This is a genomic window from Bacillus pacificus (genome assembly GCF_020861345.1).
GTDB lineage: Bacteria > Bacillota > Bacilli > Bacillales > Bacillaceae_G > Bacillus_A > Bacillus_A pacificus.
Genome location: NZ_CP086328.1, coordinates 3134303 through 3156069, shown reverse-complemented (window position 1 = coordinate 3156069; position 21767 = coordinate 3134303). Strand labels below are relative to the sequence as shown.

24 protein-coding genes are annotated in these 21767 nt (G+C 34.4%); 15 read left to right on the top strand and 9 right to left on the bottom strand.

Annotation, left to right across the window (positions count from 1 at the left end; genetic code table 11):
* Nucleotides 1–309: 309 nt before the first annotated feature.
* Entirely contained in the window at nucleotides 310–1800 is a 1491-nt protein-coding gene (gene galT, locus LMD38_RS16545; RefSeq protein ID WP_016717262.1) for a UDP-glucose--hexose-1-phosphate uridylyltransferase, read from the top strand.
* A 110-nt stretch (nucleotides 1801–1910) separates the two neighbouring features.
* Here the strand turns inward: galT and LMD38_RS16540 are convergent, their stop codons facing one another.
* Nucleotides 1911–2219: an ArsR/SmtB family transcription factor gene (locus LMD38_RS16540; protein WP_001259915.1), complete on the bottom strand. Its 309-nt coding sequence runs from the start codon at nucleotides 2217–2219 to the stop codon at nucleotides 1911–1913.
* A gap of 107 nt (nucleotides 2220–2326) precedes the next feature.
* On the opposite strand from LMD38_RS16540, the gene LMD38_RS16535 reads away from it, so the two are divergent.
* Nucleotides 2327–3262, top strand: coding sequence for an aldo/keto reductase (locus LMD38_RS16535; protein WP_061183126.1), 936 nt, complete (start codon nucleotides 2327–2329; stop codon nucleotides 3260–3262).
* A 169-nt stretch (nucleotides 3263–3431) separates the two neighbouring features.
* Nucleotides 3432–4607, top strand: coding sequence for an MFS transporter (locus tag LMD38_RS16530; RefSeq protein WP_000832304.1), 1176 nt, complete (start codon nucleotides 3432–3434; stop codon nucleotides 4605–4607).
* A gap of 187 nt (nucleotides 4608–4794) precedes the next feature.
* Here the strand turns inward: LMD38_RS16530 and LMD38_RS16525 are convergent, their stop codons facing one another.
* Nucleotides 4795–5019, bottom strand: a complete 225-nt coding sequence (locus LMD38_RS16525) for a hypothetical protein (protein ID WP_000162606.1) — start codon at nucleotides 5017–5019, stop codon at nucleotides 4795–4797.
* A gap of 84 nt (nucleotides 5020–5103) precedes the next feature.
* Nucleotides 5104–5451 (bottom strand): DUF4257 domain-containing protein, encoded by a 348-nt coding sequence (locus LMD38_RS16520; RefSeq protein WP_000426318.1) that lies wholly within the window; start codon nucleotides 5449–5451, stop codon nucleotides 5104–5106.
* A gap of 196 nt (nucleotides 5452–5647) precedes the next feature.
* On the opposite strand from LMD38_RS16520, the gene LMD38_RS16515 reads away from it, so the two are divergent.
* The 5 genes from LMD38_RS16515 (at nucleotide 5648) to LMD38_RS16495 (ending at nucleotide 10722) form a co-directional block, all read left to right on the top strand.
* On the top strand, nucleotides 5648–6166 hold the full coding sequence (locus LMD38_RS16515; protein WP_062821922.1) for a DinB family protein: 519 nt from the start codon (nucleotides 5648–5650) through the stop codon (nucleotides 6164–6166).
* Between the two features lie 191 nt (nucleotides 6167–6357).
* Nucleotides 6358–7407, top strand: a complete 1050-nt coding sequence (gene rsgA / locus LMD38_RS16510; protein ID WP_001073055.1) for a ribosome small subunit-dependent GTPase A — start codon at nucleotides 6358–6360, stop codon at nucleotides 7405–7407.
* A gap of 204 nt (nucleotides 7408–7611) precedes the next feature.
* A complete protein-coding gene (locus LMD38_RS16505; RefSeq protein ID WP_000533117.1) occupies nucleotides 7612–9594 on the top strand; it encodes a HAMP domain-containing methyl-accepting chemotaxis protein in 1983 nt (660 codons plus the stop codon).
* 197 nt (nucleotides 9595–9791) lie between these two features.
* Nucleotides 9792–10097 (top strand): hypothetical protein, encoded by a 306-nt coding sequence (locus LMD38_RS16500; protein WP_000539578.1) that lies wholly within the window; start codon nucleotides 9792–9794, stop codon nucleotides 10095–10097.
* 256 nt (nucleotides 10098–10353) lie between these two features.
* Entirely contained in the window at nucleotides 10354–10722 is a 369-nt protein-coding gene (locus LMD38_RS16495; protein WP_000965086.1) for a DUF3979 family protein, read from the top strand.
* A 38-nt stretch (nucleotides 10723–10760) separates the two neighbouring features.
* Here the strand turns inward: LMD38_RS16495 and LMD38_RS16490 are convergent, their stop codons facing one another.
* The gene (locus LMD38_RS16490; protein WP_000370194.1) at nucleotides 10761–11801 is read right to left on the bottom strand and encodes a YkvI family membrane protein; all 1041 of its coding nucleotides are present in this window, start codon (nucleotides 11799–11801) and stop codon (nucleotides 10761–10763) included.
* 241 nt (nucleotides 11802–12042) lie between these two features.
* Between LMD38_RS16490 and LMD38_RS16485 the strand changes: the two genes are divergently transcribed.
* Entirely contained in the window at nucleotides 12043–12486 is a 444-nt protein-coding gene (locus LMD38_RS16485) for a Dps family protein (RefSeq protein WP_000105198.1), read from the top strand.
* 155 nt (nucleotides 12487–12641) lie between these two features.
* A complete protein-coding gene (locus LMD38_RS16480) occupies nucleotides 12642–13097 on the top strand; it encodes a DUF3939 domain-containing protein (protein WP_000488187.1) in 456 nt (151 codons plus the stop codon).
* A 144-nt stretch (nucleotides 13098–13241) separates the two neighbouring features.
* Here the strand turns inward: LMD38_RS16480 and LMD38_RS16475 are convergent, their stop codons facing one another.
* Both LMD38_RS16475 and LMD38_RS16470 read right to left on the bottom strand, forming a co-directional pair.
* Nucleotides 13242–14243 (bottom strand): LLM class flavin-dependent oxidoreductase, encoded by a 1002-nt coding sequence (locus LMD38_RS16475; RefSeq protein ID WP_000594053.1) that lies wholly within the window; start codon nucleotides 14241–14243, stop codon nucleotides 13242–13244.
* A 105-nt stretch (nucleotides 14244–14348) separates the two neighbouring features.
* Nucleotides 14349–14540, bottom strand: a complete 192-nt coding sequence (locus LMD38_RS16470; protein ID WP_000805517.1) for a DUF3896 domain-containing protein — start codon at nucleotides 14538–14540, stop codon at nucleotides 14349–14351.
* A 177-nt stretch (nucleotides 14541–14717) separates the two neighbouring features.
* On the opposite strand from LMD38_RS16470, the gene LMD38_RS16465 reads away from it, so the two are divergent.
* Nucleotides 14718–16190, top strand: a complete 1473-nt coding sequence (locus tag LMD38_RS16465) for a flavin monoamine oxidase family protein (RefSeq protein WP_062821921.1) — start codon at nucleotides 14718–14720, stop codon at nucleotides 16188–16190.
* A gap of 75 nt (nucleotides 16191–16265) precedes the next feature.
* On the top strand, nucleotides 16266–16850 hold the full coding sequence (locus LMD38_RS16460; RefSeq protein ID WP_001068760.1) for a GNAT family N-acetyltransferase: 585 nt from the start codon (nucleotides 16266–16268) through the stop codon (nucleotides 16848–16850).
* A 24-nt stretch (nucleotides 16851–16874) separates the two neighbouring features.
* Here the strand turns inward: LMD38_RS16460 and LMD38_RS16455 are convergent, their stop codons facing one another.
* Nucleotides 16875–17777, bottom strand: a complete 903-nt coding sequence (locus LMD38_RS16455) for an aldo/keto reductase (RefSeq protein WP_061182990.1) — start codon at nucleotides 17775–17777, stop codon at nucleotides 16875–16877.
* Nucleotides 17778–17942: 165 nt separating this feature from the next.
* On the opposite strand from LMD38_RS16455, the gene LMD38_RS16450 reads away from it, so the two are divergent.
* Entirely contained in the window at nucleotides 17943–18893 is a 951-nt protein-coding gene (locus LMD38_RS16450; RefSeq protein ID WP_061182989.1) for a CobW family GTP-binding protein, read from the top strand.
* Nucleotides 18894–18990: 97 nt separating this feature from the next.
* Here LMD38_RS16450 and LMD38_RS16445 read toward each other — a convergent pair whose 3' ends face one another.
* Entirely contained in the window at nucleotides 18991–19461 is a 471-nt protein-coding gene (locus tag LMD38_RS16445; protein WP_000172424.1) for a GNAT family N-acetyltransferase, read from the bottom strand.
* A 135-nt stretch (nucleotides 19462–19596) separates the two neighbouring features.
* Entirely contained in the window at nucleotides 19597–20547 is a 951-nt protein-coding gene (locus tag LMD38_RS16440; protein WP_228919814.1) for a metal ABC transporter substrate-binding protein, read from the bottom strand.
* Between the two features lie 267 nt (nucleotides 20548–20814).
* Here LMD38_RS16440 and LMD38_RS16435 point away from each other — a divergent pair, with 267 nt between their 5' ends.
* Both LMD38_RS16435 and LMD38_RS16430 read left to right on the top strand, forming a co-directional pair.
* Nucleotides 20815–20964, top strand: coding sequence for a hypothetical protein (locus tag LMD38_RS16435; protein ID WP_000540927.1), 150 nt, complete (start codon nucleotides 20815–20817; stop codon nucleotides 20962–20964).
* A 115-nt stretch (nucleotides 20965–21079) separates the two neighbouring features.
* On the top strand, nucleotides 21080–21739 hold the full coding sequence (locus LMD38_RS16430) for an oxidoreductase (RefSeq protein ID WP_001042754.1): 660 nt from the start codon (nucleotides 21080–21082) through the stop codon (nucleotides 21737–21739).
* Nucleotides 21740–21767: the final 28 nt, after the last annotated feature.

The window sequence follows — 21767 nt, the reverse complement described above, 5'->3', positions numbered from 1 at the left end:
AAAATCATCGGAAACTGCTTTTGAAAAATGTTCTTTTGTATGTTTTTAGTGAGATGGTAAAAGTGAAAAGCAAGATGTCTAAAAAATACGACAAGATGTTGATTGTAGAAGTGTTTTTACGTACGTATAATGTAACAAAATAGCTTGCTAAACGGGCGATTCTAGTATGCTAATAGCTTCTTCGGAGAAAGCAAAACGTATATTCGAATGGTGGTTATCCCATACGTCCGTTCATAAAATGATAAAAGGTACATAGAACTTGCATCGTAACAACATAAACCGCTATAAGGTTAGAGGAGGTATATACTGATGATATATCAAGCTATCCAGCAGTTAATTGATCGTGCTATTGAAGTTCAATTGATTGAAAAAGAAGATGAAATATATACAAGGAACCAAATCCTTTCCTTACTTCGTTTAGATGACTTTGTAGTGGAAGCGTCAACGCCCACGCCCGCAAAGAAAGTAATTTCGGAGTTATTGGAAGAGTTAATTGAATATGCTTGTATGCATAAAGTCATTGAGGAAGTACTGGAAGAGAAGGAGATTTTAGCAAGTGCAATTATGGATGTATTTATGTCCAAACCGTCCGTTATCAATTCTCTATTTTATGAAAAATACGAACAAAATCCGAAGGCTGCGACAAATTACTTCTATGAATTAAGTAAAAACAGCAATTATATCCAAATGAAGCAAATTGCCAAAAATATAAATTATAAAGTAAATACGGAATATGGTGCCATTGATATAACGATTAATTTATCAAAACCAGAAAAAGACCCTAAACAAATTGCTAAAGAAAGAGTATTGGAAAATACAAATTATCCAAAATGTTTACTCTGTATAGAGAATGAAGGATATAGGGGCAGAATTGGACATCCTGCACGCTCGAATCATCGTATGATTCGAATGAATATTACAGATGAAAGCTGGTTTCTACAGTATTCTCCGTATATATACTTCAATGAACACTGTATTGTATTGTCCTCAGACCACCGGGAAATGAAAATTGATCGTCAAACATTTTTACGTTTATTAAAATTTGTAGAAAAATTCCCGCATTATTTCCTCGGTTCCAATGCAGATTTGCCAATTGTAGGAGGATCTATTCTAACACATGATCACTATCAAGGTGGAAACTATGAATTTGCTATGGCAAATGCAGCGAACGACCTAAATTTTGAACTAACTAAATTTCCAGAAATGCAATGTTCGATTATTAAATGGCCTATGTCAGTTATTCGCTTAAGAAGTAACGACATAGAACAAATAGTAAATGCAGGGGATTACATACTAGAGAGGTGGAAGGAATATAGTGATCCTTCTGTTAATTTATTTGCATTTACGAATGATGTTCCACATAATACGATTACTCCTATTGCTCGTTACCGGAATAATATGTACGAATTGGATCTAGTTTTACGGAACAATCATACAAGTGAGGAGCATCCATTGGGTATTTTCCACCCTCATGCGGAAATACAACATATTAAAAAGGAAAATATCGGTCTAATTGAAGTAATGGGGCTAGCTGTACTTCCTGCTCGTTTAAAAACAGAACTTCAGGAAGTGGAGAAATTCTTACTTAATATTCCAAGTAATATTTCAACACCTCATATACAATGGGCAGAACAATTAAAAATCAAATATGAAAATAGGATGAATGAACAAAATATACAGGAGATTATGAGAGAAGAATTGGGACGGAAATTTATTCAGGCGCTTGAAGATGCTGCTGTTTTTAAACGAGATGAAGAAGGGGTATTAGCGTTCAAACGTTTTATTCAGACTTTAATTTAGGAAGGGACTTGGTAGTTATAGTGAAGAACAAAATCCTCAATGAATAAAGCTTCACAGTATTAAAAGAATAGAAAAACTAAACAACATCTCATATTCATATGAGATGTTGTTTAGTATGGCTCTGTCGCATGTATTATGACATCTAATAAACCGGGGAATCTAGCATTTAAGTCATCTTCACGAATTGAAATGAAACGTTGAGTTCCTTCAAGGCGTGTATACATAACACCGGATTCACGTAAAACTTTGAAATGGTGTGATAAAGTTGATTTCGCGATTGGAATGTTTAACGCGCCACAAGATTGTTCGTTTTTTTCTAGTAGCATAGTTACAATTTGTAAACGAATTTGATCGCTAAGTGCATATAGAACAGAAGAGAATTGAATTTCTTCTCGATTTGGATGATAGAGAGTACGCATTTTTTCACCTGCTTGTATAAGTTAATATATTTGCACTATAACATATAAAGTGGTATATTTCTATTGTTCGAATATATTCGAACAATAGAAATATAGGGGGAGAAAAAATGAAGTATACAAAATTGCAAAAGGCAGGACTACATATTTCAAAATTGGGGTTAGGAACAAACGCTGTAGGGGGACATAATTTATATGCTGATGTGAATGAGGAAGAAGGAAAACGATTAATAGAAGAAGCTATCGGGCAAGGGATTACATTTTTTGATTCGGCAGATTCATACGGTTTCGGTAGATCAGAGGAATTGGTGGGAGAAGTATTGAAAGGAAAACGCCATGAAGTTGTACTTGCTACCAAAGGTGGAATACAACCGTTATTAAATGGAGAGGTTTATATGAATAATGAACCGAGCTATTTAAGAAATGCTGTAGAAAATAGCTTAAGAAGATTACAAACTGATTATATTGATTTATATTATTTACATTTTACAAACCCAGAAACAAGTTACATAGATTCAATTGGAGAACTTACTCGCCTAAAAGAAGAAGGAAAAATTCGTTCAATTGGAATATCTAACGTAAACGTAGAGCAATTAAAAGAAGCGAATCAGCACGGACACATAGATGTTGTACAATCACCGTATAATATGTTAGATCGTACTGCTAGGGAAGAACTTTTGCCATATTGTATAGAATCAAGTATTTCATTTATTCCTTACGGGCCTCTTGCTTTTGGGATACTAGGTGGTAAATATACAGAAGATTTCAAATTGAATAAAGGAGATTGGCGTCAAAGTGTAAATCTATTTGAAGAGAATACATATAAGAGTAACTTTAAGAAAGTTGAAAAATTAAAAGACTTAGCTAAAGAAAAGGATCTCGAATTATCGCATTTAGCTTTAGCGTGGTTATTAAACCAAAAAGGAATTGATACTGTTATTCCTGGTGGGAAACGAGCGGAGCAAATAAGAGAAAGTGTAAGAGCGGTGGAAGTTTCATTGAATGAAAAAGTCATGAAAGAGATTGAATCTATTTTAGAAGATTAATTGAAAGGGGGATAGTTTCCTCTTTTTATCCCGCTTTAATGGGCAGTAAGACCCCCATCTCAAAATTCAGCGGAAGTAAAGAAGGTAGGTGGGGGGATCAACTGCCCATAAAAGCCCGATTGGTGAGGGCTGATTAAAGTTTCACTTTATATAAAAGGAGAAGATTTAAATGAAAAGAGTACTAGCTGTATTCTTTACAATCATGTTTATGATCGGTACAGATACTTTTTTAATTTCACCACTTTTACCAACTTTACAACAGGTGTATCATATTTCAACTGAGTTGTCAGGGTGGATGGTAAGTTCATATGCTTTAGGATACGCTGTATTTGCACTTATCGCTGGTCCTATATCAGATGGCTTAAATAGAAAAAAAGTGATGGTAATAGGAATGAGTTTTTTTGCTTTAAGTACGTTTTTATGTGGGATGGCACCGAGTTTTCTATGGATGTTAACATTTAGATTTTTAGCAGGTGTGAGTGCAGCTTTTGTATCTCCACAAGTGTGGGCATCTATTCCGCTTCTTATAGAGAAGGAACAAATTGTAAAGGCGTTTGGAATTGCAACAGCAGGGTTATCAATCTCTCAAATTTTAGGGTTGCCAGTTGGATCGTATTTGGCAATGATACACTATACAACACCATTCTTCGTCATCGGTATATTATCAGGATTACTTGTCATTCTTATTTATGTAGCATTACCAGAAATACAACCGGTTCATATAGGTGAAAGTAAAACAAACATCTTAGAGCGCTATAAACAATTACTTACAGATTCAAAAATTTCACTTTCTTATTTTGCATATTTTGTTTTTCAAACTGGTAATTTTGCTGCATTTTCATTTTTCGGTGTGTGGCTGTCTATTCAATTTGGCTTGCGAATTCATGAAATAGGAACAGCTATGCTCGTATTAGGATTAGGAAATTTAACTGGTAATATTTTTGGTCCTAGAATCGTAAATAAAATTGGTTATAACCTTTCTTTCTATGGTGGAATTATATTTACAGCAGTGCTATATGTATTACTTCCTCATGTAAATAACATTATATTTGTGGAGTTATTATTTTTTGTTTTATTTTTTATGACAGGAATTTTGTTTGTATTAATGATGAGGCATTTACAAAACATGTCTAGTATAGCAAGAGGAACAGGAGCCGCTCTAGCGAATGCTTCTATGTATATTGGTCAAATGATTGGAGCGGCAATGGCAGGAATGTTATTTGCAGCATCTCACAATTTTATATTTGTAGGTAGTTTTACTGCGTTATTATATATTATAGCTTTATTTCTGTTTAGAAAAAGTGAAAAGCTTACTGAAAATAGTGAAACAGGAATTGCGTCATAAAGTCTTTACAAATAAAAAAAGAGCCCAAAAATAAAAATCCCTATAGAGATAGGGATTAATATATCGGCATATAGTTCCTTGGAAAAGGATATACTGAGTATAACATATAGGACTACTTATAATTGTGAAATAGATGTGAAAGTAATGTGAAAAATAACATAATAAAAGCACTGTTTTAGCTAATGAACTAAAACAGTGCTTTTCTTTTTGATTGAACAGTTGCTGCATTTTCATCATGTATGCCTGCATCTTTAATAATTCGTTGTTTTGCTTTATTTAATAGATGGTTTACCGCTTCTCCAAAATAGTTAGCTTCGCTTTTTGTGCGGGCTTCTCGTAAACATTTATAGTTTTCTAGCAGTTCCTCTTTTTCAGTGTTTGTTAAGAAATCTTCTATTTTCTTTTTTGTCATACGAAACACCCTTTCTTCTGACAAACGACGCAATAGAAAATATTTATTGTTTATTATAGCAATAATTTTTAAAGAAAGTACAGACTAACGTCGTAATAATTTGTCAATTTCTTGAATCTTCTCATCAGCTTTCCCAATTTGTTTATTTTTAGCCTGCTCACCACCGAGCGCTTGGTGTAGTAAGAAAGTCTGACCGGAAATAGCAGTCACAATGGATACTTTAATAATTTCTTTTATTAAGGTGACATCGAATAAAACGAGTCCAAGAAGTGCAGCTAGACTACCAGTGAAAATATCAGTCAAAAACCCAAAGTGAAAAAAAGTTTTCAAACGGCGTGGAAGCAATAACTTACCTTGGTTATTGATTAGATGGGAAACGAAACCGGTAATGCCACCAACGAGAACAGCAGTTAGCCATTGATACATTTCCATCGAATCCACTCCTTTTAGTGAATAAGATTCGATTATTTTATATTGATTCCTTTTAATATTTCATAGAAGCATATTGAGAAAGTTTGTTTGGTTTTTTTCTATATTCAATTTAATTGTATCAGAAAAATCTGATATATATGAGTCTATTATATGAAGCAGTTATTCCTTAATATGAATGTAAAAAGGGGTGCGTGATATGAATATAGATTACCGAATAAGAAGTGTGGATGGTTATACAAAAAATATAGGGGAATTAGTCAGCATGCTGGAGCATACAAGGGCTGTAACATTCCTGGAAATAAAAAATCTATCGGTTGAGCAATTAGATTTAATGATACAGAGTGGAGGGAATTCCATTGGAGCGTTACTAAAGCATATAGCAGCTATTGAAAAAGCACATCAGTTTATTTCATTTCAAGAGCGTGACTTTACAAAGGAAGAATTAGAAATATGGAAAGACGCACTCTATTTAGGAGAATCGGGGAAAACGATTCGTGGTCATGAAATAAAATATTATGTCCAACTTCTACAAAGTGTTCGAGAAGAATCACTGAAGTATTTGGGTGAACAAGGTGATGAATGGCTCATGTCAGAAAGAAAGTGGCTTAACGGTGTAGCGCATAACCAGTACTATTTGTGGTTTCACGTGCTAGAAGATGAGATGAGTCACCGTGGGCAAATTAGAATGATAAAAAATAAATTATTCGAAAATTAAGTTAAATAAGGTAGCTTTTTGTATGGATATTCCATATAATGAGAGTAATTAAAATGAGAACGGGGTGATGTATTATGGCGAACATAACTTATATGAATAATAAACCAAATACAAAGGTGGATGGAAAGGGCGAGACTGTATAAGTTAGCGCGCGATCCTTCCGCTTAGCTTACACTAGGGAGGATATCAATTTGAACCAAAATATTTTAGAATCGTTCGGCTGGGATTCTTTTTTTGAGGAACAAGCTGTAGAGAACTTTGAAGTAGGGCGTATTTTACTCGAGCATAAGCATATATATCGAATTATTTGTAATGATGGTGAATATATGGCAGAGCTGTCTGGTAAGTTTCGGCATGAAGCAGTAACGAAGGGTGATTATCCAGCGGTTGGTGATTGGGTATATATAAAGAAAATAGAGAATGAAAAGAAAGCAATTATTCATCGTATTTTTCCGAGAAGAAGCTCTTTTTCTAGACAAGAGGCCGGTACTCGAACGGAAGAGCAGGTAATAGCAGCAAATGTAGATTATCTATTTTTAGTGAATGCACTTAACCATGATTTTAACGTAAGAAGAATAGAGCGCTATTTACTATTAGCGTATGAAAGTGGTGCAATGCCTGTTATTGTTTTAACAAAGAGTAGCTTATGTGAGGACGTGGAACAGAAAATCGTTGAAACAGAAGCTGTGGCAATTGGTGTTCCGATCTTCGTTGTTGATAGTTTAGAACATACTGGTATTGAATCGTTGCAGCAATTTGTTTCTTCAGGAAAAACAATTGCTCTAGTCGGATCATCTGGGGTTGGAAAATCCACTTTGTTAAATGCACTTATAGGAATTGAAGTAGCAAAAACGGGTGATATTCGAGAGGAAGATAGTAAAGGGAGGCATACGACAACTCATCGTGAATTGTTCCGATTACCGAGTGGTAGTTTAGTTATTGATACTCCTGGTATGAGGGAGCTACAGCTTTGGGAAGGAAGCGATGCAATTCAAACAACATTTTCTGATATTGAAGAACTAGCAAAAACGTGCCGTTTTAGGGACTGTAAGCATGAAAATGAGCCAGGGTGCGCAGTGCATAGTGCAATTGATAACGGGATTATGACGATAAATCGTTTGCAAAGCTATAAAAAATTACAAAGAGAACTAGCGTATTTCATTAGAAAACAAGATGCTATTCTTGCAAGGGCAGAGCGTGATAAGTGGAAAAAGATTTCTAAACAGCATAAAAAAATGTGAAAAGTCAAAGGGTGGTTCCCTTTGGCTTTTTGTATTTGTAAATTTTATAATAATATTATTCATATATATGGACAAAGGGAAATTAATTGTTTAAACTTTACAAAGTATTCATCATAATAGGTTATGAAAATAATAATTAGGGAATGGGAAATATTTATAATTCGTTAGATTTAACTTTTAAAATTGAAAAGCAGGAGGTTTGTAATGGGTAGACTATTAAATTGGTTTCGTGATATGAAAGTAGCAAAAAAACTATTAATTTCATTTTTTGTTATTTTAATTGCGGCTGTCTCTATTATAGGAGGCATGTCTTATCAAACAGCTAAAAAGAATTTTGAATCACAAATTACGAGCAGTGCTCACGACAATATAAAAATATTAGATAATTTAATCAATCAAATGATTGAGGCGAAATTTAATGATGTAAATAATTTTGCACGGGTGATTCAAGGGAATATGTATCAAGGGGATAATCAAGAGGAATTAAGAAAAATATTATCACAATATATCAATTTGAATAAAGATGTTGAACAAGTATATGTTGCTGGAAACGATAAAAAATTTGTACAAGAACCAAATATACAAATGGCAGCAGACTACGATCCAACAGAACGTTCTTGGTATAAAGATGCAGTAGCAAAACAAGGTGGTATTGTAATTACTGAGCCGTATAAGGCAAAAGGAAATGGACATATTGTCGTAACGATTGCAAAACAAGCAGAAGATAAAAACGGTGTTGTAGCGGTAGATTTAAGTTTAGATAATTTATTAAAAACAACGAAGTTAATTAATATTGGTAAAAAGGGATATGCTTTCATCTTAGATGGGAAACAAAAAATAATTGCACACCCTCAAGAAAAATCAGGAGAAAAAGCAGCCGATTCTTGGGCAAAGAAAATTTATGAAGATAATCATGGGGCTTTTTCTTATACGTATGACGGTAGTGAAAAACAAATGGTATTTGCTACAAATGTAAAAACAGGTTGGAAAATTGGCGGGACTATGTACTCAAATGAAGTAATTGAAGCTGCGCAGCCTGTATTTTATAATATGTTAATTGTTATGTTCATTTCATTAGTTATAGGTGGGGCACTTATTTATTTTGTGACACTTTCTATAACAAAGCCCTTAAAAAGATTAGTTGTCACTTCTAAAGAAATAAGTGAGGGAGATTTAACGCAAACAATTGATATTCATTCTAATGATGAAATCGGTCAACTTGCAAAAGGATTTAATGAGATGACAGATGCATTGCGAACATTAATCGGAAGAATTAATACTTCGGCTGGACATGTTGCAGCAGCATCAGAAGAGCTAACAGCAAGTGTAAGACAGGCGAGTGAAGCGACTGAGCAAATTACGATGGCAATGGACGAAATATCAAGCGGGGCAACAACGCAAACGACAAGTGTAGAAAATGGGGCAATGTTACTATTTGATGTAACAGAAGGCATTCAGCATGTAGCAAATAGTTCATCATCAATTAGTACGGCTTCGGCTCATACTCGTGAAAAAGCAGAAAATGGTGGGAAACTAGTCGGAAAAACAGTAAATCAAATGCAGTCAATTGCAGAATCTGTTTCACAATCAGATGAGGTTATTCAGTTACTAAATAATAAATCAAAGCAAATTGGTGACATATTAGAAGTAATTCAAAATATTGCAGATCAAACAAATCTTCTAGCTTTGAATGCAGCAATTGAAGCTGCAAGAGCGGGAGAGCACGGAAGAGGATTTGCAATTGTTGCAGATGAAGTACGTAAATTGGCGGAGAAGTCTAGCGTATCTTCTAGTGAAATAAGTAAATTAATATGTGAAATACAAGATGACATGAGTAAGACAGTAAAGTCTATGGGTCATGTAAATGAAGAAGTTCAATCTGGACTTGTTATTGCAAATGAAACGAAGCAAAACTTTACTGAGATTTTACAATCTACAAATGAAATTGCCGATCAAATTAAAACGATGGTTGAAACGGCTAACGGGATGTCAAAAGGTGCAAATGAAGTGTCTATTTCGGTAGGACAAATTGCAATGACAGCGCAGAATAATGCGACGAGTACTCAAAACGTTGCAGCATCAGCAGAAGAACAATTAGCGTCCATTGAGGAAATTAGTTCTGCGGCGGGTACATTATCTCAAATGGCTGAAGAGTTACAAGGGTTAATTGAAAGATTTAAAGTTTAGCAGAGGACAGGCAACTCCCAAATAGTAATATGCTATTTGGGAGTTGCCTGTTTTTATTATATAAAAGTAAATGGGGATGGAGAGTATTTTTATAATATTTAAAGGTATATTTTATATAATATTTGTCGAAAAATAGAGGTATTTGTTAACTTTGTGTATAATAAGAATCATATAGAATACAAATAAAGGAGATAAATATGGGAGTGTACTGGGGTACCAAAAGACATTCTTGGCTTAGTTATGTCTCATTTTGGTTAAGTATTTCGTTTTTCATGGTTTTTCTCATTGAAGTGTTTATTTTAAAAACACTTTCAAATAGTTCGGTGCAAATTGTTAAATACTTTTATTTTATATTTGTACCAGTAAACATCTTTCTTAGTTTAAAGTTACTCTTTAAGAAGAATGAAAAGAAAGCATTACCTATTTTTAGTTTCATTGTATCCTTATTATTTACAATTTTAATACTAGTATTAGCATTAGCAGCTACGGGGAAATTCTTTTAAGGAGAGTGTTATAAGTCACTCTTCTTTTTTTTGTTGAGAGCAAATAATGAATGGGTATAGGTTTAAAATGTAAGGGGGGATTAAGTAATAAATTAAGCTACATAATAATGAAGATTGAATAAAGTGTTTTATATATACTTATGAAGCAAATGAATACGGTAAAAACGACGATATATGGTACAATACATATGGATAGTGATAGAGATAAAGGGTATATAAAATACTCATCGTTTTTTAGTAAGAGAGGGGTTATCTTATGCTATACGAGGATTTGATGACATTGTTTCAAGCAGCTCCGAAAGAAGAAGGTAGAGGCGGCTGGAAATATATAATCCAGGAACGAAATGATAAATATGAAATTGTTAATGAAATGTTGAAAAATCAAATGAGTGTTGAATTGTATTTTAATGAATATGATGAGGTGAAAATCACTTTATATAAAGATGGAATGCCTATTTCGACGATGCAAAGAATTGCGATTTCAAAAGTTGAATTAGACGAAGAAGAAGAAGGGATTCAATTCGTTTTAGAACGTATGCCTAGTCGGATGATTCGGTTGCAATTAAAGCCGTATTTAGCACTCGAAATGGGGCCGTACTGGGAAGTATGTGATGATTGTGAATGAACATATAAAAGAAGCATCCAATAACATGGATGCTTCTTTTATGTTTTTTGAAGTTGTTTAAAAGCAATAATTGGAAGTAAAATGATGCTGACCCACCCGATTATAGGATATAGAATGTGGAGTAATTCACTGTAACCAACGTAACTAAAGCAATAACTTATTAGTAAAATGAAGAAAATAATATTGTTATTTTTCCAGCCAGTGATGGATTGCATTTGTTTTGTCATTCCGAACACATTGCCAACTAAAGTTGTGAATACTTCACCGAAAATGATAAGAACAAAGAAAAAGTGAAAAGTGGCATTGAATTTTCTTATGACTTCAGCCATTGGAATGTTATATTGATAAAATTGGTCGACTGATAAGATAGCTAAATGGCTACATAATAATATTAAAGAAAGTCCTGCCCCACCTAAAATACCGCCCCATAAAATGGCCTTTCGATCTTTTACTTCACTGGCTAACGGGACGAGGACGCTTTGGGCGAGAGAAAGATTTAAGGCGACATATGTAATAGGACTAGTTATCCACTTCATATTCCAGCTTTCTGCAGGAATAGTATTGCTAATAGGAGTTGTACCGTGAAAAAACGTTGTAATAGCAAGTCCGATAATGAAAATCATCATAATAGGTACGACAAGTGTATTAACTTCAAAAACCCCTTGTAACCCGCGACTACCTATAATGAGACAGGCGATTACTGTAATGAAAATACCGAGTTGTCTTGGTAAACGAAGTTGCTCTTCAAATACCGCTCCAGCGCCTGATAACATAACGCTCGTTACACCAAATAATACGAGTAATAATAGTGTATTTACAACATTTCCAAATACATCCCCAAATAAGTATTTGTTAAATTCTTGCGCTGAAAATGCACCGATTTGTGAGGAGAGTAACATCATCTTTGTGCCAAGCCAAATAAAAAAAAATCCACTTACACATATACCAATAGTTCCATAAAATCCGTTCACTGTAAAAAATTCAACAATTTCTCGTCCAGTAGCAAATCCAGCTCCAACGACTGTTCCAATATAAGTAGCAGCGACTTTCTTTGCTACTTGCCATTGTTGATTGTCCATGTTATCCCTCTTTCTACTACGATGAGCTTGATTTACTATTATGCATATGTATGAGCTTGGACAATTAGACGTATGAACTGTTAGAAAACATACATGAATGAAAAGATATTAGGGAAGTATTAAAGGTGTTAAAACTTTGTTACATATGAGCCAATCGTTCGAAAGGATAGGAAAAGTATGGTAATATGTAACTAGGTTCTTAAAAGACAAACATTATGAAATGATAAGAGGAGTGGATTGTATGAGTACGAAAACAAATGTTGTTGAAGTATTAAACAAGCAGGTAGCAAACTGGAATGTGTTATATGTGAAACTACATAATTATCATTGGTATGTGACAGGACCACACTTCTTTACATTACATGAGAAATTTGAAGAGTTTTACAATGAAGCTGGAACGTATATTGATGAATTAGCAGAACGTATTTTAGCATTGGAAGGTAAGCCGTTAGCGACAATGAAAGAATATTTGGCAACATCTAGTGTGAATGAAGGGACAAGCAAGGAATCTGCAGAAGAAATGGTGCAAACATTAGTGAATGATTACTCTGCATTGATTCAAGAATTAAAAGAAGGCATGGAAGTTGCTGGTGAAGCTGGCGATGAAACATCAGCGGACATGTTGTTAGCAATTCATACAACATTAGAACAACATGTATGGATGCTAAGTGCGTTCTTAAAATAAAGTGAAACTTTAATCAGTGGGGGGCTTACTGCCCATTAAAGTGGGATAAATATAAGAATATAAAGAAAAAAGTCATTGAAAAATTCTTTCAATGACTTTTTTGTGATTTTTCAGTTTTCTTTTATGCTATAATATAGTAAAAAGGAGGCGATGCGATGTTTCGCTTTTTCAAAACTGGAAAAGAAGAGCGTGAAATTACGAAAGATGAATTGGAACAAGCGATGGCCAAGTTTTTAGAAAAGAATGCTAATATCGTTTATACAGTATTAGTAAATGATGATTATACAGTGAATTATGATTTGTTAAAGCCGTATTTACCTGCATTTCCAACAAACCATTTTCTTATTACGAAGGAAACGCTTGAGGTATTTGAACATACAGAAGAAAACTTAAACTTAGTGAAAGAAATTGATATCGTACAAAAGGCAGTAGATCAGTATGTAACAGAAAAAGAAATGTTTCCAATTGTAGAAGGTAGTGAAGATCGCCTCATATGCGGAATGAAACTAGGACCTTACTTAGATCGTATATTAAAAAGAGACTTATATATTTCAGAAAAACATTATTTAGTTTCAAGTAAACCAGATAGAAAAAAACAAAAGAGTGGGTAGATGTATTGAGAACAACAATAAATATATTGTTGTCTTTTTTTGTGTGATGAACTATTAAAAGAAGCTATTAAATATATAGAAGACAAAAGTAATAAGTAGTAAGAAAGGGAGATGCATCATAATGGATGTATCTCCCTTTTATCCTTATAAATGAAAAGCATTCGCTAGTAAGCGATAAGAATTTAATTTATCTTCAAATCGATGAGTAATTGTGACAATCATAAATTCATCAGTATTGTACGCTTTGCTTAAGTTTACGATTTGTTCTTTCACAGAAGAGGGATCACCGACGATCATACGTTGACGATTCTCTTTTATACGGAATAAATCATAGGCGCTGTATGAATAATTTTGTGCAGTTTCAATAGAAGGTGTACCAGTTGTACGCTTTCCTTGTTCTAGTAATAAGATTGATAAATCTAAACTAGAAGCAATTTTTTCCGCCTCTTCAGTTGTTTCACCGCAAATAACAAAAATAGCGACGATTGATTTTGGTTTATCTCCTAAATAGGAAGGTTGGAATTGTTTTTGATAGGCCTCCATTACCTCGGGTCCACCGTATCCGTTTATGAACTGTGCGAATGCAAAAGAAGCACCTTGTTGTGCGGCAATCTTTGCACTCTCTCCGCTAGAGCCAAGCAACCACATGTCAGGAGATGTGGGAATTACAGGAGTAGCCTTTAAATTTGCATAATGATGGTTTTCTGGTACTTGATCATGTAAGTACATTGCAACATCTGCAATTTGCTCTGGATATTGATCAAGTGAGACCATTTTTCCTTCTTGAAGTGCGCGAGTTGCAATGGGCATACCACCAGGTGCTCTGCCGACACCAAGGTCAATACGATTTGGATAAAGCGCTTCTAAAACACGGAAATTCTCAGCAACTTTATACGGACTATAGTGTGGCAACATGACACCACCCGAACCGACTCTCATCCGCTCTGTTTTCGCTGCAATATGAGAAATAAGTATTTCTGGACTTGAGCCAGCAAGGCTTACAGAATTATGATGTTCTGATACCCAAAAGCGTGTATAGCCGAGTTTTTCAACTTCTTGCGCAAGCGTAACTGTATGTGAAAAAGCTTGGGCTGCCGTACTACCATCTGAAATAGGGGATTGGTCTAATACACTTAATTTGATCATAGAATATACCTCTCAATCTTAATGTACATCCTATTATATATTTACTTACGAAAAATGCGTAATGAAATGCTCAAAATAAAAAGTGGATAAATTACATATCCACTTTTAACGTGAAAATCCTCGTTCATAATGATTCATTTCGACTACATTTAGAATATATTCGTAGTTATCAATCTCAAGTTTTAGTTGTTCACGTTCTTTTTTAGATAGATGCATATTACTAAGTTTGTTGCATAGCTGTTGTTTCTTTTCTTCTAAATACTTCTTTGTAGCATTGTAGTCGTAAGTTGGTTTCATTTTCAACCACTCCTTATTTGCTGTTGCTATATTATACGAAGCGTGAAGAGATGTGAGAGCGATCTCTTATGTATTTTTAGTGAATATTCAACTTGCTCTGTTGTTATGTTTATAGAAATTTATGAATAAAATGCACTAAACGACTAATGCCCATTTGATGAAGTAAGGGGTGGAATTGTGCAGAAAGATATAATGTATAACACGGAGATGGATGAAACGTTAAAAATTATAGATAAAGGATTAAAGAAGACGACGAGCCCGAAGCAAATTATTGTAGTAGGGGCCGGCATGGCTGGATTAGTTTCGGCATCTTTATTAAAAGCTGCGGGACATGAAGTGAAGATTTTTGAGGCAAACAACCGGGTAGGTGGCCGCATAGAGACAGTTAGAATGGAAGATACCGGTTTATATTTGGATGTAGGGGCGATGAGAATTCCGTATTCGCATACATTAACGATGGCATATATAAGAAAATTTGGGCTACAGGTAAGCCCTTTTATTAATAGGAATGAGACTGATATTATTTACGTAAACGGCCGAAAAACGACATTAAAACAATATGAAAAAGATCCAAATATATTAAAGTATCCTGTGGAAATGAATGAAGTTGGGAAAACGTCTGAGGAGCTATTATTGTTAGCGGTGCAGCCTATTATAAATTTTATTAAAAAGAACCCAGAGAAAAATTGGGATGTTGTAGTAAAGGATTTCGGGAGATACTCTACAGGGCAATTTTTAAAATATCACCCTTATCAATATAATACTTACTTTTCACCAGTAACAATTGAGATGATTGGCGTTTTGTTGGATTTAGAAGGTTTTTTAGAAAGGTCATTCGTTGAGACATTACGTTTTTTATACATTATGCAAGAGGAGAGCGGATTTTGTGAAATAATAGGCGGGAATGATAGATTGCCAAAATCTTTTTTACCACAATTAGAGGAAGATATTATATATAATCAAAAATTAATGAAGCTACATCAGCATGATAATGGTGTGACAGCTTTCTATCGAAACGAAGAAACGTTTGAATATAGTAGTATTACAGGGGACTTAGTTATTGTTACCATTCCGTTTTCGACAATGCGGTTTGTAGAAGTAGATCCATTTGATTCTATATCTCATGAGAAATGGAAAGCAATTCGTGAATTGCATTATATGCCAGCGACAAAAATAGGAATTCAATTTAAAAGTCGATTTTGGGAAGAACAAGGACAGTTAGGTGGCAGAATTATAACAGATTTGCCAATTCGTTACGCTTATTATCCAAGCTATGGAATTGGAGAGAAGGGACCAGCTATGATGCTAGGAAGCTATACGTGGTCATATGATGCGTTGTTATGGGATGGTTTATCAAAGGGAGATCGTATTTATTACACATTACAAAACTTAGCAACGATATTAGGTGGTCAAGTATATGATGAATTCTTATCTGGTATATCAAAAAGTTGGACGTTGGATCCATATGCACTTGGAGGGTTTGCTCTATTTCAGGCAGGTCAAGAATCAGAGTTGCAACCAGCGATTGTCAAACCAGAGGGAAGAATATTCTTTGCTGGAGACCATACAACGTTATATCACGGATGGATACAAGGGGCAATTGAATCTGGCGTTCGTGTTGCGGTAGATGTAAATGAATTAAATGTATAAAATTCAGAAATTTCTTTACTGTATAGTTTGAGATGGATATTATTATATATAAAAGAATTATAGGGAGTGTTGAAAGTGAATCCGTTATTATTCGATTTTCCTTCTGAATTTTATACTGAAAGGCTATTGATTCGAATGCCGAAACCGGGTGATGGTAAAGCTGTATACGATGCCATTCAAGCTTCTATGAAAGAATTAAAACCATGGATGGTTTTTGCACAAAAAGAGCAAACAGAGGAAGAAGTAGAAGTGAGCATTAGAAAGTCACATATTCAATTTTTACAGCGTGAGGATTTAAGGTTACTAGTATTTTCGAAAGAAACAGGCGAGTTTATCGCATCTAGCGGATTGCATCGCATTAATTGGGATATACCACAATTTGAAATCGGGTATTGGATTGATTCGAGGTTTAGTGGAAAGGGTTATATGGTCGAGGCTGCAAAGGGGATAAAAGATTATGCTTTTTCTGAACTGAAAGCAAACCGCGTAGAAATTCGTTGTGATGCTTTAAATAAGAAGAGTAGAGCGATCCCTGAAAAATTGGGCTTTAAATTAGAAGGTACGTTAGAAAGTGCGAGTGTTGCAGTAGATGGAAATGGATTAAGGGATATGTGTGTATTTGCGATGACTAGAAATACATATGAAAAAGAAGAGCTGTAGAGAAACGGCTCTTCTTTTTGTGCATTATGGTACAGGATGTCCGTTAGAGCTTTCGAAAATTGTAAACCATTGTTGACGGTCTAAGTTAACTTTTGTAGCAAGAGCGGCTGTTTTAACACGATCTAATTTACCAGAGCCGATGATTGGCAACATTTTAGCTGGATGTGCAAGTAACCAAGCATACATAACCGTATCGATACTAGAAACACCTAGCTCAGTAGCAACTTTTTGCACAGTTTCACGTACACGTACAGCGCGTTCTGATTGACCAGTAAAGATTTCTCCGCCAGCAAGAGGTGACCAAATCATTGGATTGATTCGTTTTTCCTGACATAAATCAAGTGTTCCTTTTTCAAAATGCTCAAGTTGCAGAGCTGATACTTCAATTTGGTTCGTAATAAGCGGGAAATCTAAGTATGAACTTAACATATTGAATTGGGAAGGTAAAAAGTTAGATACACCAAAATGACGAACTTTTCCTTCTTGTCTTAAGCGAGAGAACGCTTCTGCCACCTCATTTGGATCCATGAAAGGATCAGGACGATGGATAAGTAATACGTCAATATAATCTGTATGTAAATTTTTAAGTGAAGCTTCTGCGCTTTGAATAATATGTTCTGCACTAGTGTTGTAGTGAGCAACATAACGCTCTGGAAATTTCGGTGATGGGGGAGCGATTCCACATTTTGTGATGATTTGCATGTTTTCGCGTAAGGAAGGCTTTAGTTGTAATGCCTCTCCGAACAGTCCTTCACACGTATAACCGCCATAAATATCAGCGTGATCAAAAGTAGTAATTCCCATATCCATACAATCTTCAATGAAAGAAAGTAACTCTTGTTTCGTCATATTCCATTCTGCTAAACGCCAAAACCCTTGAATAATACGAGAAAATTCTAGCGTTTCGGCCATTTGAACTCGTTCCATTATAAGTACCCCCTTGATGAATGATTATTATTTTGAAAAGGCTTTCTTACTACATATTATTATATAGTTTGAGGGGCGTACAAACAATAAATATGTTTTGCTATAAAAACGATTTTTTCTATATGCTATAATGTAGAAACATATAGCTATAAGGAGATGTAAGGCATGATTCCAGTAACAATATTAACTGGTTTTCTTGGATCAGGGAAAACGACATTATTAAATCGTATTTTATCAGAGAATCACGGTCAGAAATTAGCGGTGATCGTAAATGAAATCGGGCAAATTGGTATTGATAATCAGTTGATTATGAATGTTGAAGAAGAAATTATGGAAATGACAAACGGCTGTTTGTGCTGTACTGTACGTGAGGATTTACTCGTTGCGTTAAAACAATTACTGGACGTAAAAGCAGAAGGGAAAATGGACTTTGATGGATTAGTAATTGAAACGACTGGTCTTGCAAATCCAGGTCCTATTATTCAAACATTCTTTTTAGATCCTGTTATTCAATCTGCATACCAAATTAACGGTGTTGTAACAGTAGTAGATAGTTATCATATACATAAACATTTTGAAAAAGGGCTAGAAGCAAAAGAACAAATCGCATTTGCTGATGTTGTATTAGTGAATAAGTTAGATTTAATTGAAGAGAGTGAAAAAGAAAATCTCTTCCATGAACTTCAAGGAATAAACCCGACTGCAAAGTTAATTCAGTCGACTAATTGTGATGTGGATATTCCATCGTTACTACAAATTCAAACGTTTAAAACGAAAGATACGTTACAAATTTATCCTCATACAGAGCATAATCATTTAGAAGGTGTAAAATCGTTTGTACTACGCGAAGAGCGTCCGTTAGATTTACAAAAACTAAATGAGTGGATGTCAGCTGTCGTTCAAGAACTAGGAGAATACTTATATCGCTACAAAGGAATTTTATCGATTGATGGAGTGGATAAACGTATCGTTTTCCAAGGTGTACATACGTTATTTGCTGCTTCGTATGATAGAGAGTGGCAAGAGGGCGAAGATCGAGTAAGTGAAGTTGTTTTCATCGGAAAAGATATTAATAAAGAATGGTTCCAAGCACATTTCGAGGAGTGTGTGAAATAAGTCTGCGCATATTGCAGGCTTATTTTTTGGATTAACTAAGCACTTTGTAGAAAAATGCTAGATTGCAAAAAATGAAGGATAATAAAAAAGCCTGTTTTCACAGGCTTGTATGTTCATCTAAAAGTAACTCCATTACAACACCGACAACAGGGCCTTCATCATCAATATCGCCATTTAAACGGAATCCAAATGATTCATATAATCCCATTGCAAGTTTGTTATCTGGATGTAAACTTAAATAAATTGTTTTACATTCAAATTTATTTTGTAAGAATTGAATGAGCAAGCGAAGGAAACGTTTTGCGTATCCTTTTCCTTGATATTGTTGGTCAATCATAAAGCGATCTAACCATACGCTTTTACGTTTTTCACAATACCATCCATACATTGCATATCCTACAAGTGTTTCTCCATCATATAAACCTACTGACGTTCCGTTTCCCTCATATAATGATTCTGCTAAAGAAAACGCATTGCTTTCAATAAATTGCTGCTGGTCTTTTGCGACGTTTAAAGCAGCTACCGAACGCCAATTTTTTTCTGTTACTTCACAAATGTGAAGAGTCATAATTCCAACTCACCTTCTAAAATGATATAGCTTGAAAGCTAATATGGATAATTTTACTTGTTATTTTGGTCAAGTCAAGCAGAAACACATAAAAAAGAAGCTGAATGTCGTATTCAGCTTCTTATCAAAAGTTGGTTAGTTAGTAGCTTCTTTCAATGTGTTTACGTTTTCTTCCATTAAAGTGAAGTAATCTTTATTATTTTTCGCATCGTCTTCAGAAATAGTAGCTAAGTGATTTAAGCGTAAAATCTTTGTACCTGTTTCTTTTTGAATAACGGATGCTACTTTTGGAGTAGAAAATGTTTCAAATAAAATATATTTTAGATTATGTTCTTTTACTGTTTTTGTAATGTCAGCAAGTTGTTTTTGAGATGGTTCATCAGAAGCTGAAATACCGGCGATAGCAATTTGTTTCAGGCCATAGCGTTGTTCCCAGTATCCATAAGCCGCATGAGAAACTAAAATATCTTTCGTTTTTGCATTCGCAACTGCTGCTTTAAACTGATCATCTAAATCAGTAAATTTTGTTTGAAGTGCTGCGAAGTTTTTTTCGAACTCTTGTTTATGGTCAGGTTGTAATGCTACAAGTGCATTTTTAATTTTTTCTGCCTGTTTCATTGCTAGAGTAGGGTCTAACCAAATGTGTGGGTCTTTATCGTGATGATGTTCATCCTCTTTATGGCCGTCTCCGTGATCATGATGCTCTTCTTCAGTAGAAGTACGCAGTTCAATACCTTTTGATGCATTTACAATTTTAACGTTTTCTTTTTGTAATGTTTTTTCCATTTTTTCAGCAAATGGTTCTAATTCAGCGCCGTTATAAACGAATAAATCGGCTTTTGCAACTTGTACTGTTTGTTTCTGACTTGGTTCAAATGTATGAGAATCTGCACCAGGTGGGTAAATTGCTTCAACAGTTACATAGTCACCACCAATTTTTTTTGCAAAATCTGCAAGAGGAAAAATAGTTGTATAAACAGTTAGCTTTCTGTCTTTCTTGGCATTACCTTCTTTTGTATTTGAGCAGCCAGTAAAAATTAAAGTGAAAATAAGTAAGAATGAAAGTATAGTCAATCTTTTAGGCATGAAGTTCTCCTCTTTTCTTTTTTTACGGATATATTTTCCCCAATTATAGAAGAAAAATATCATTTTAATACAAAACGGAATAATTACGTTTTAGTTTGCGAACTTAGTATAATACATCTTTTATAAAGTTGCAATAAATAATAATCATTCCGATTTGATTTTGTTATAAAGTTGTCAAATATAGATGTGTTATTTTTGCAAATACATGCATATGTGACAACGCAGTGTTCATATATATGAAAGGAGGGTGTAGAGGGGGATGAGTATTTGGGTTACTTAATGGAAGCTATTTTATTGATATTAGCGGTAGTACTACCATTAGCCGTAGTCTTAATTTTTTTAAGAAGATTAATAAGTAATTTAGGAGATGCATCAACCGTAACAAAATTACGAGAGAAAGATGAGAAAAAAGAGTGAGTAAAGCACTATGCGTACGCATAGTGCTTTACTTGTGGTAAAATGAGAGAAGGAAACTCCTAAAAGTTGTATGTTACTAAAGGAGAGAAAAGTAAAATAAGAGGTATATGCATATATGAATAAGCGAACAGCGTTAGTACTTGGTGCAAGTGGTTTAGTTGGGCAAGAGATAACGCGTCTATTACTTGAATCAGATTACTACGATTCGGTTACTATTTTTGTAAGAGAACCAATGCAATGGCAACATGAAAAGTTACAGCAAAAGCAAGTAGATTATTTGGCATTAGAGGAATATAAAGAGTTCTTTGCTGTAGATGACGTATTTAGTTGTCTAGGAACAACAATCAAAAAAGCAAAAACGAAAGCTAATTTCAAAAAGGTAGATTATGAATATACGTTACGAGCGGCTTGTTTAGCTGAAAAACAAGGGGTGCAAAATTTCCTTGTTGTGTCCTCAATGGGAGCGAATCCTAAATCGTTTTTCTTTTATTCACAAGTGAAAGGAAGAATGGAAGAGGAATTGCAAAAGTTAGTAATCGGTGGTATTCACATTTTTAGGCCATCTTTATTAGTAGGAAATCGACAAGAATTTCGCTTTGGTGAACGAATGGCGGAAAAATTATCTCGTATGATTCCTTTTATATTTAAAGGAGCCTTCAAAAAGTATAAACCAATTTCAGCTAAAGATGTGGCAAAAGGGATGTATATAACTGCATTGCGAGAAGAATCAGGTATCCACATTTATAATTCGAATGAAATTACAACGATAGAATAAATAAAACCGAGAAGAAAAGCTTCTCGGT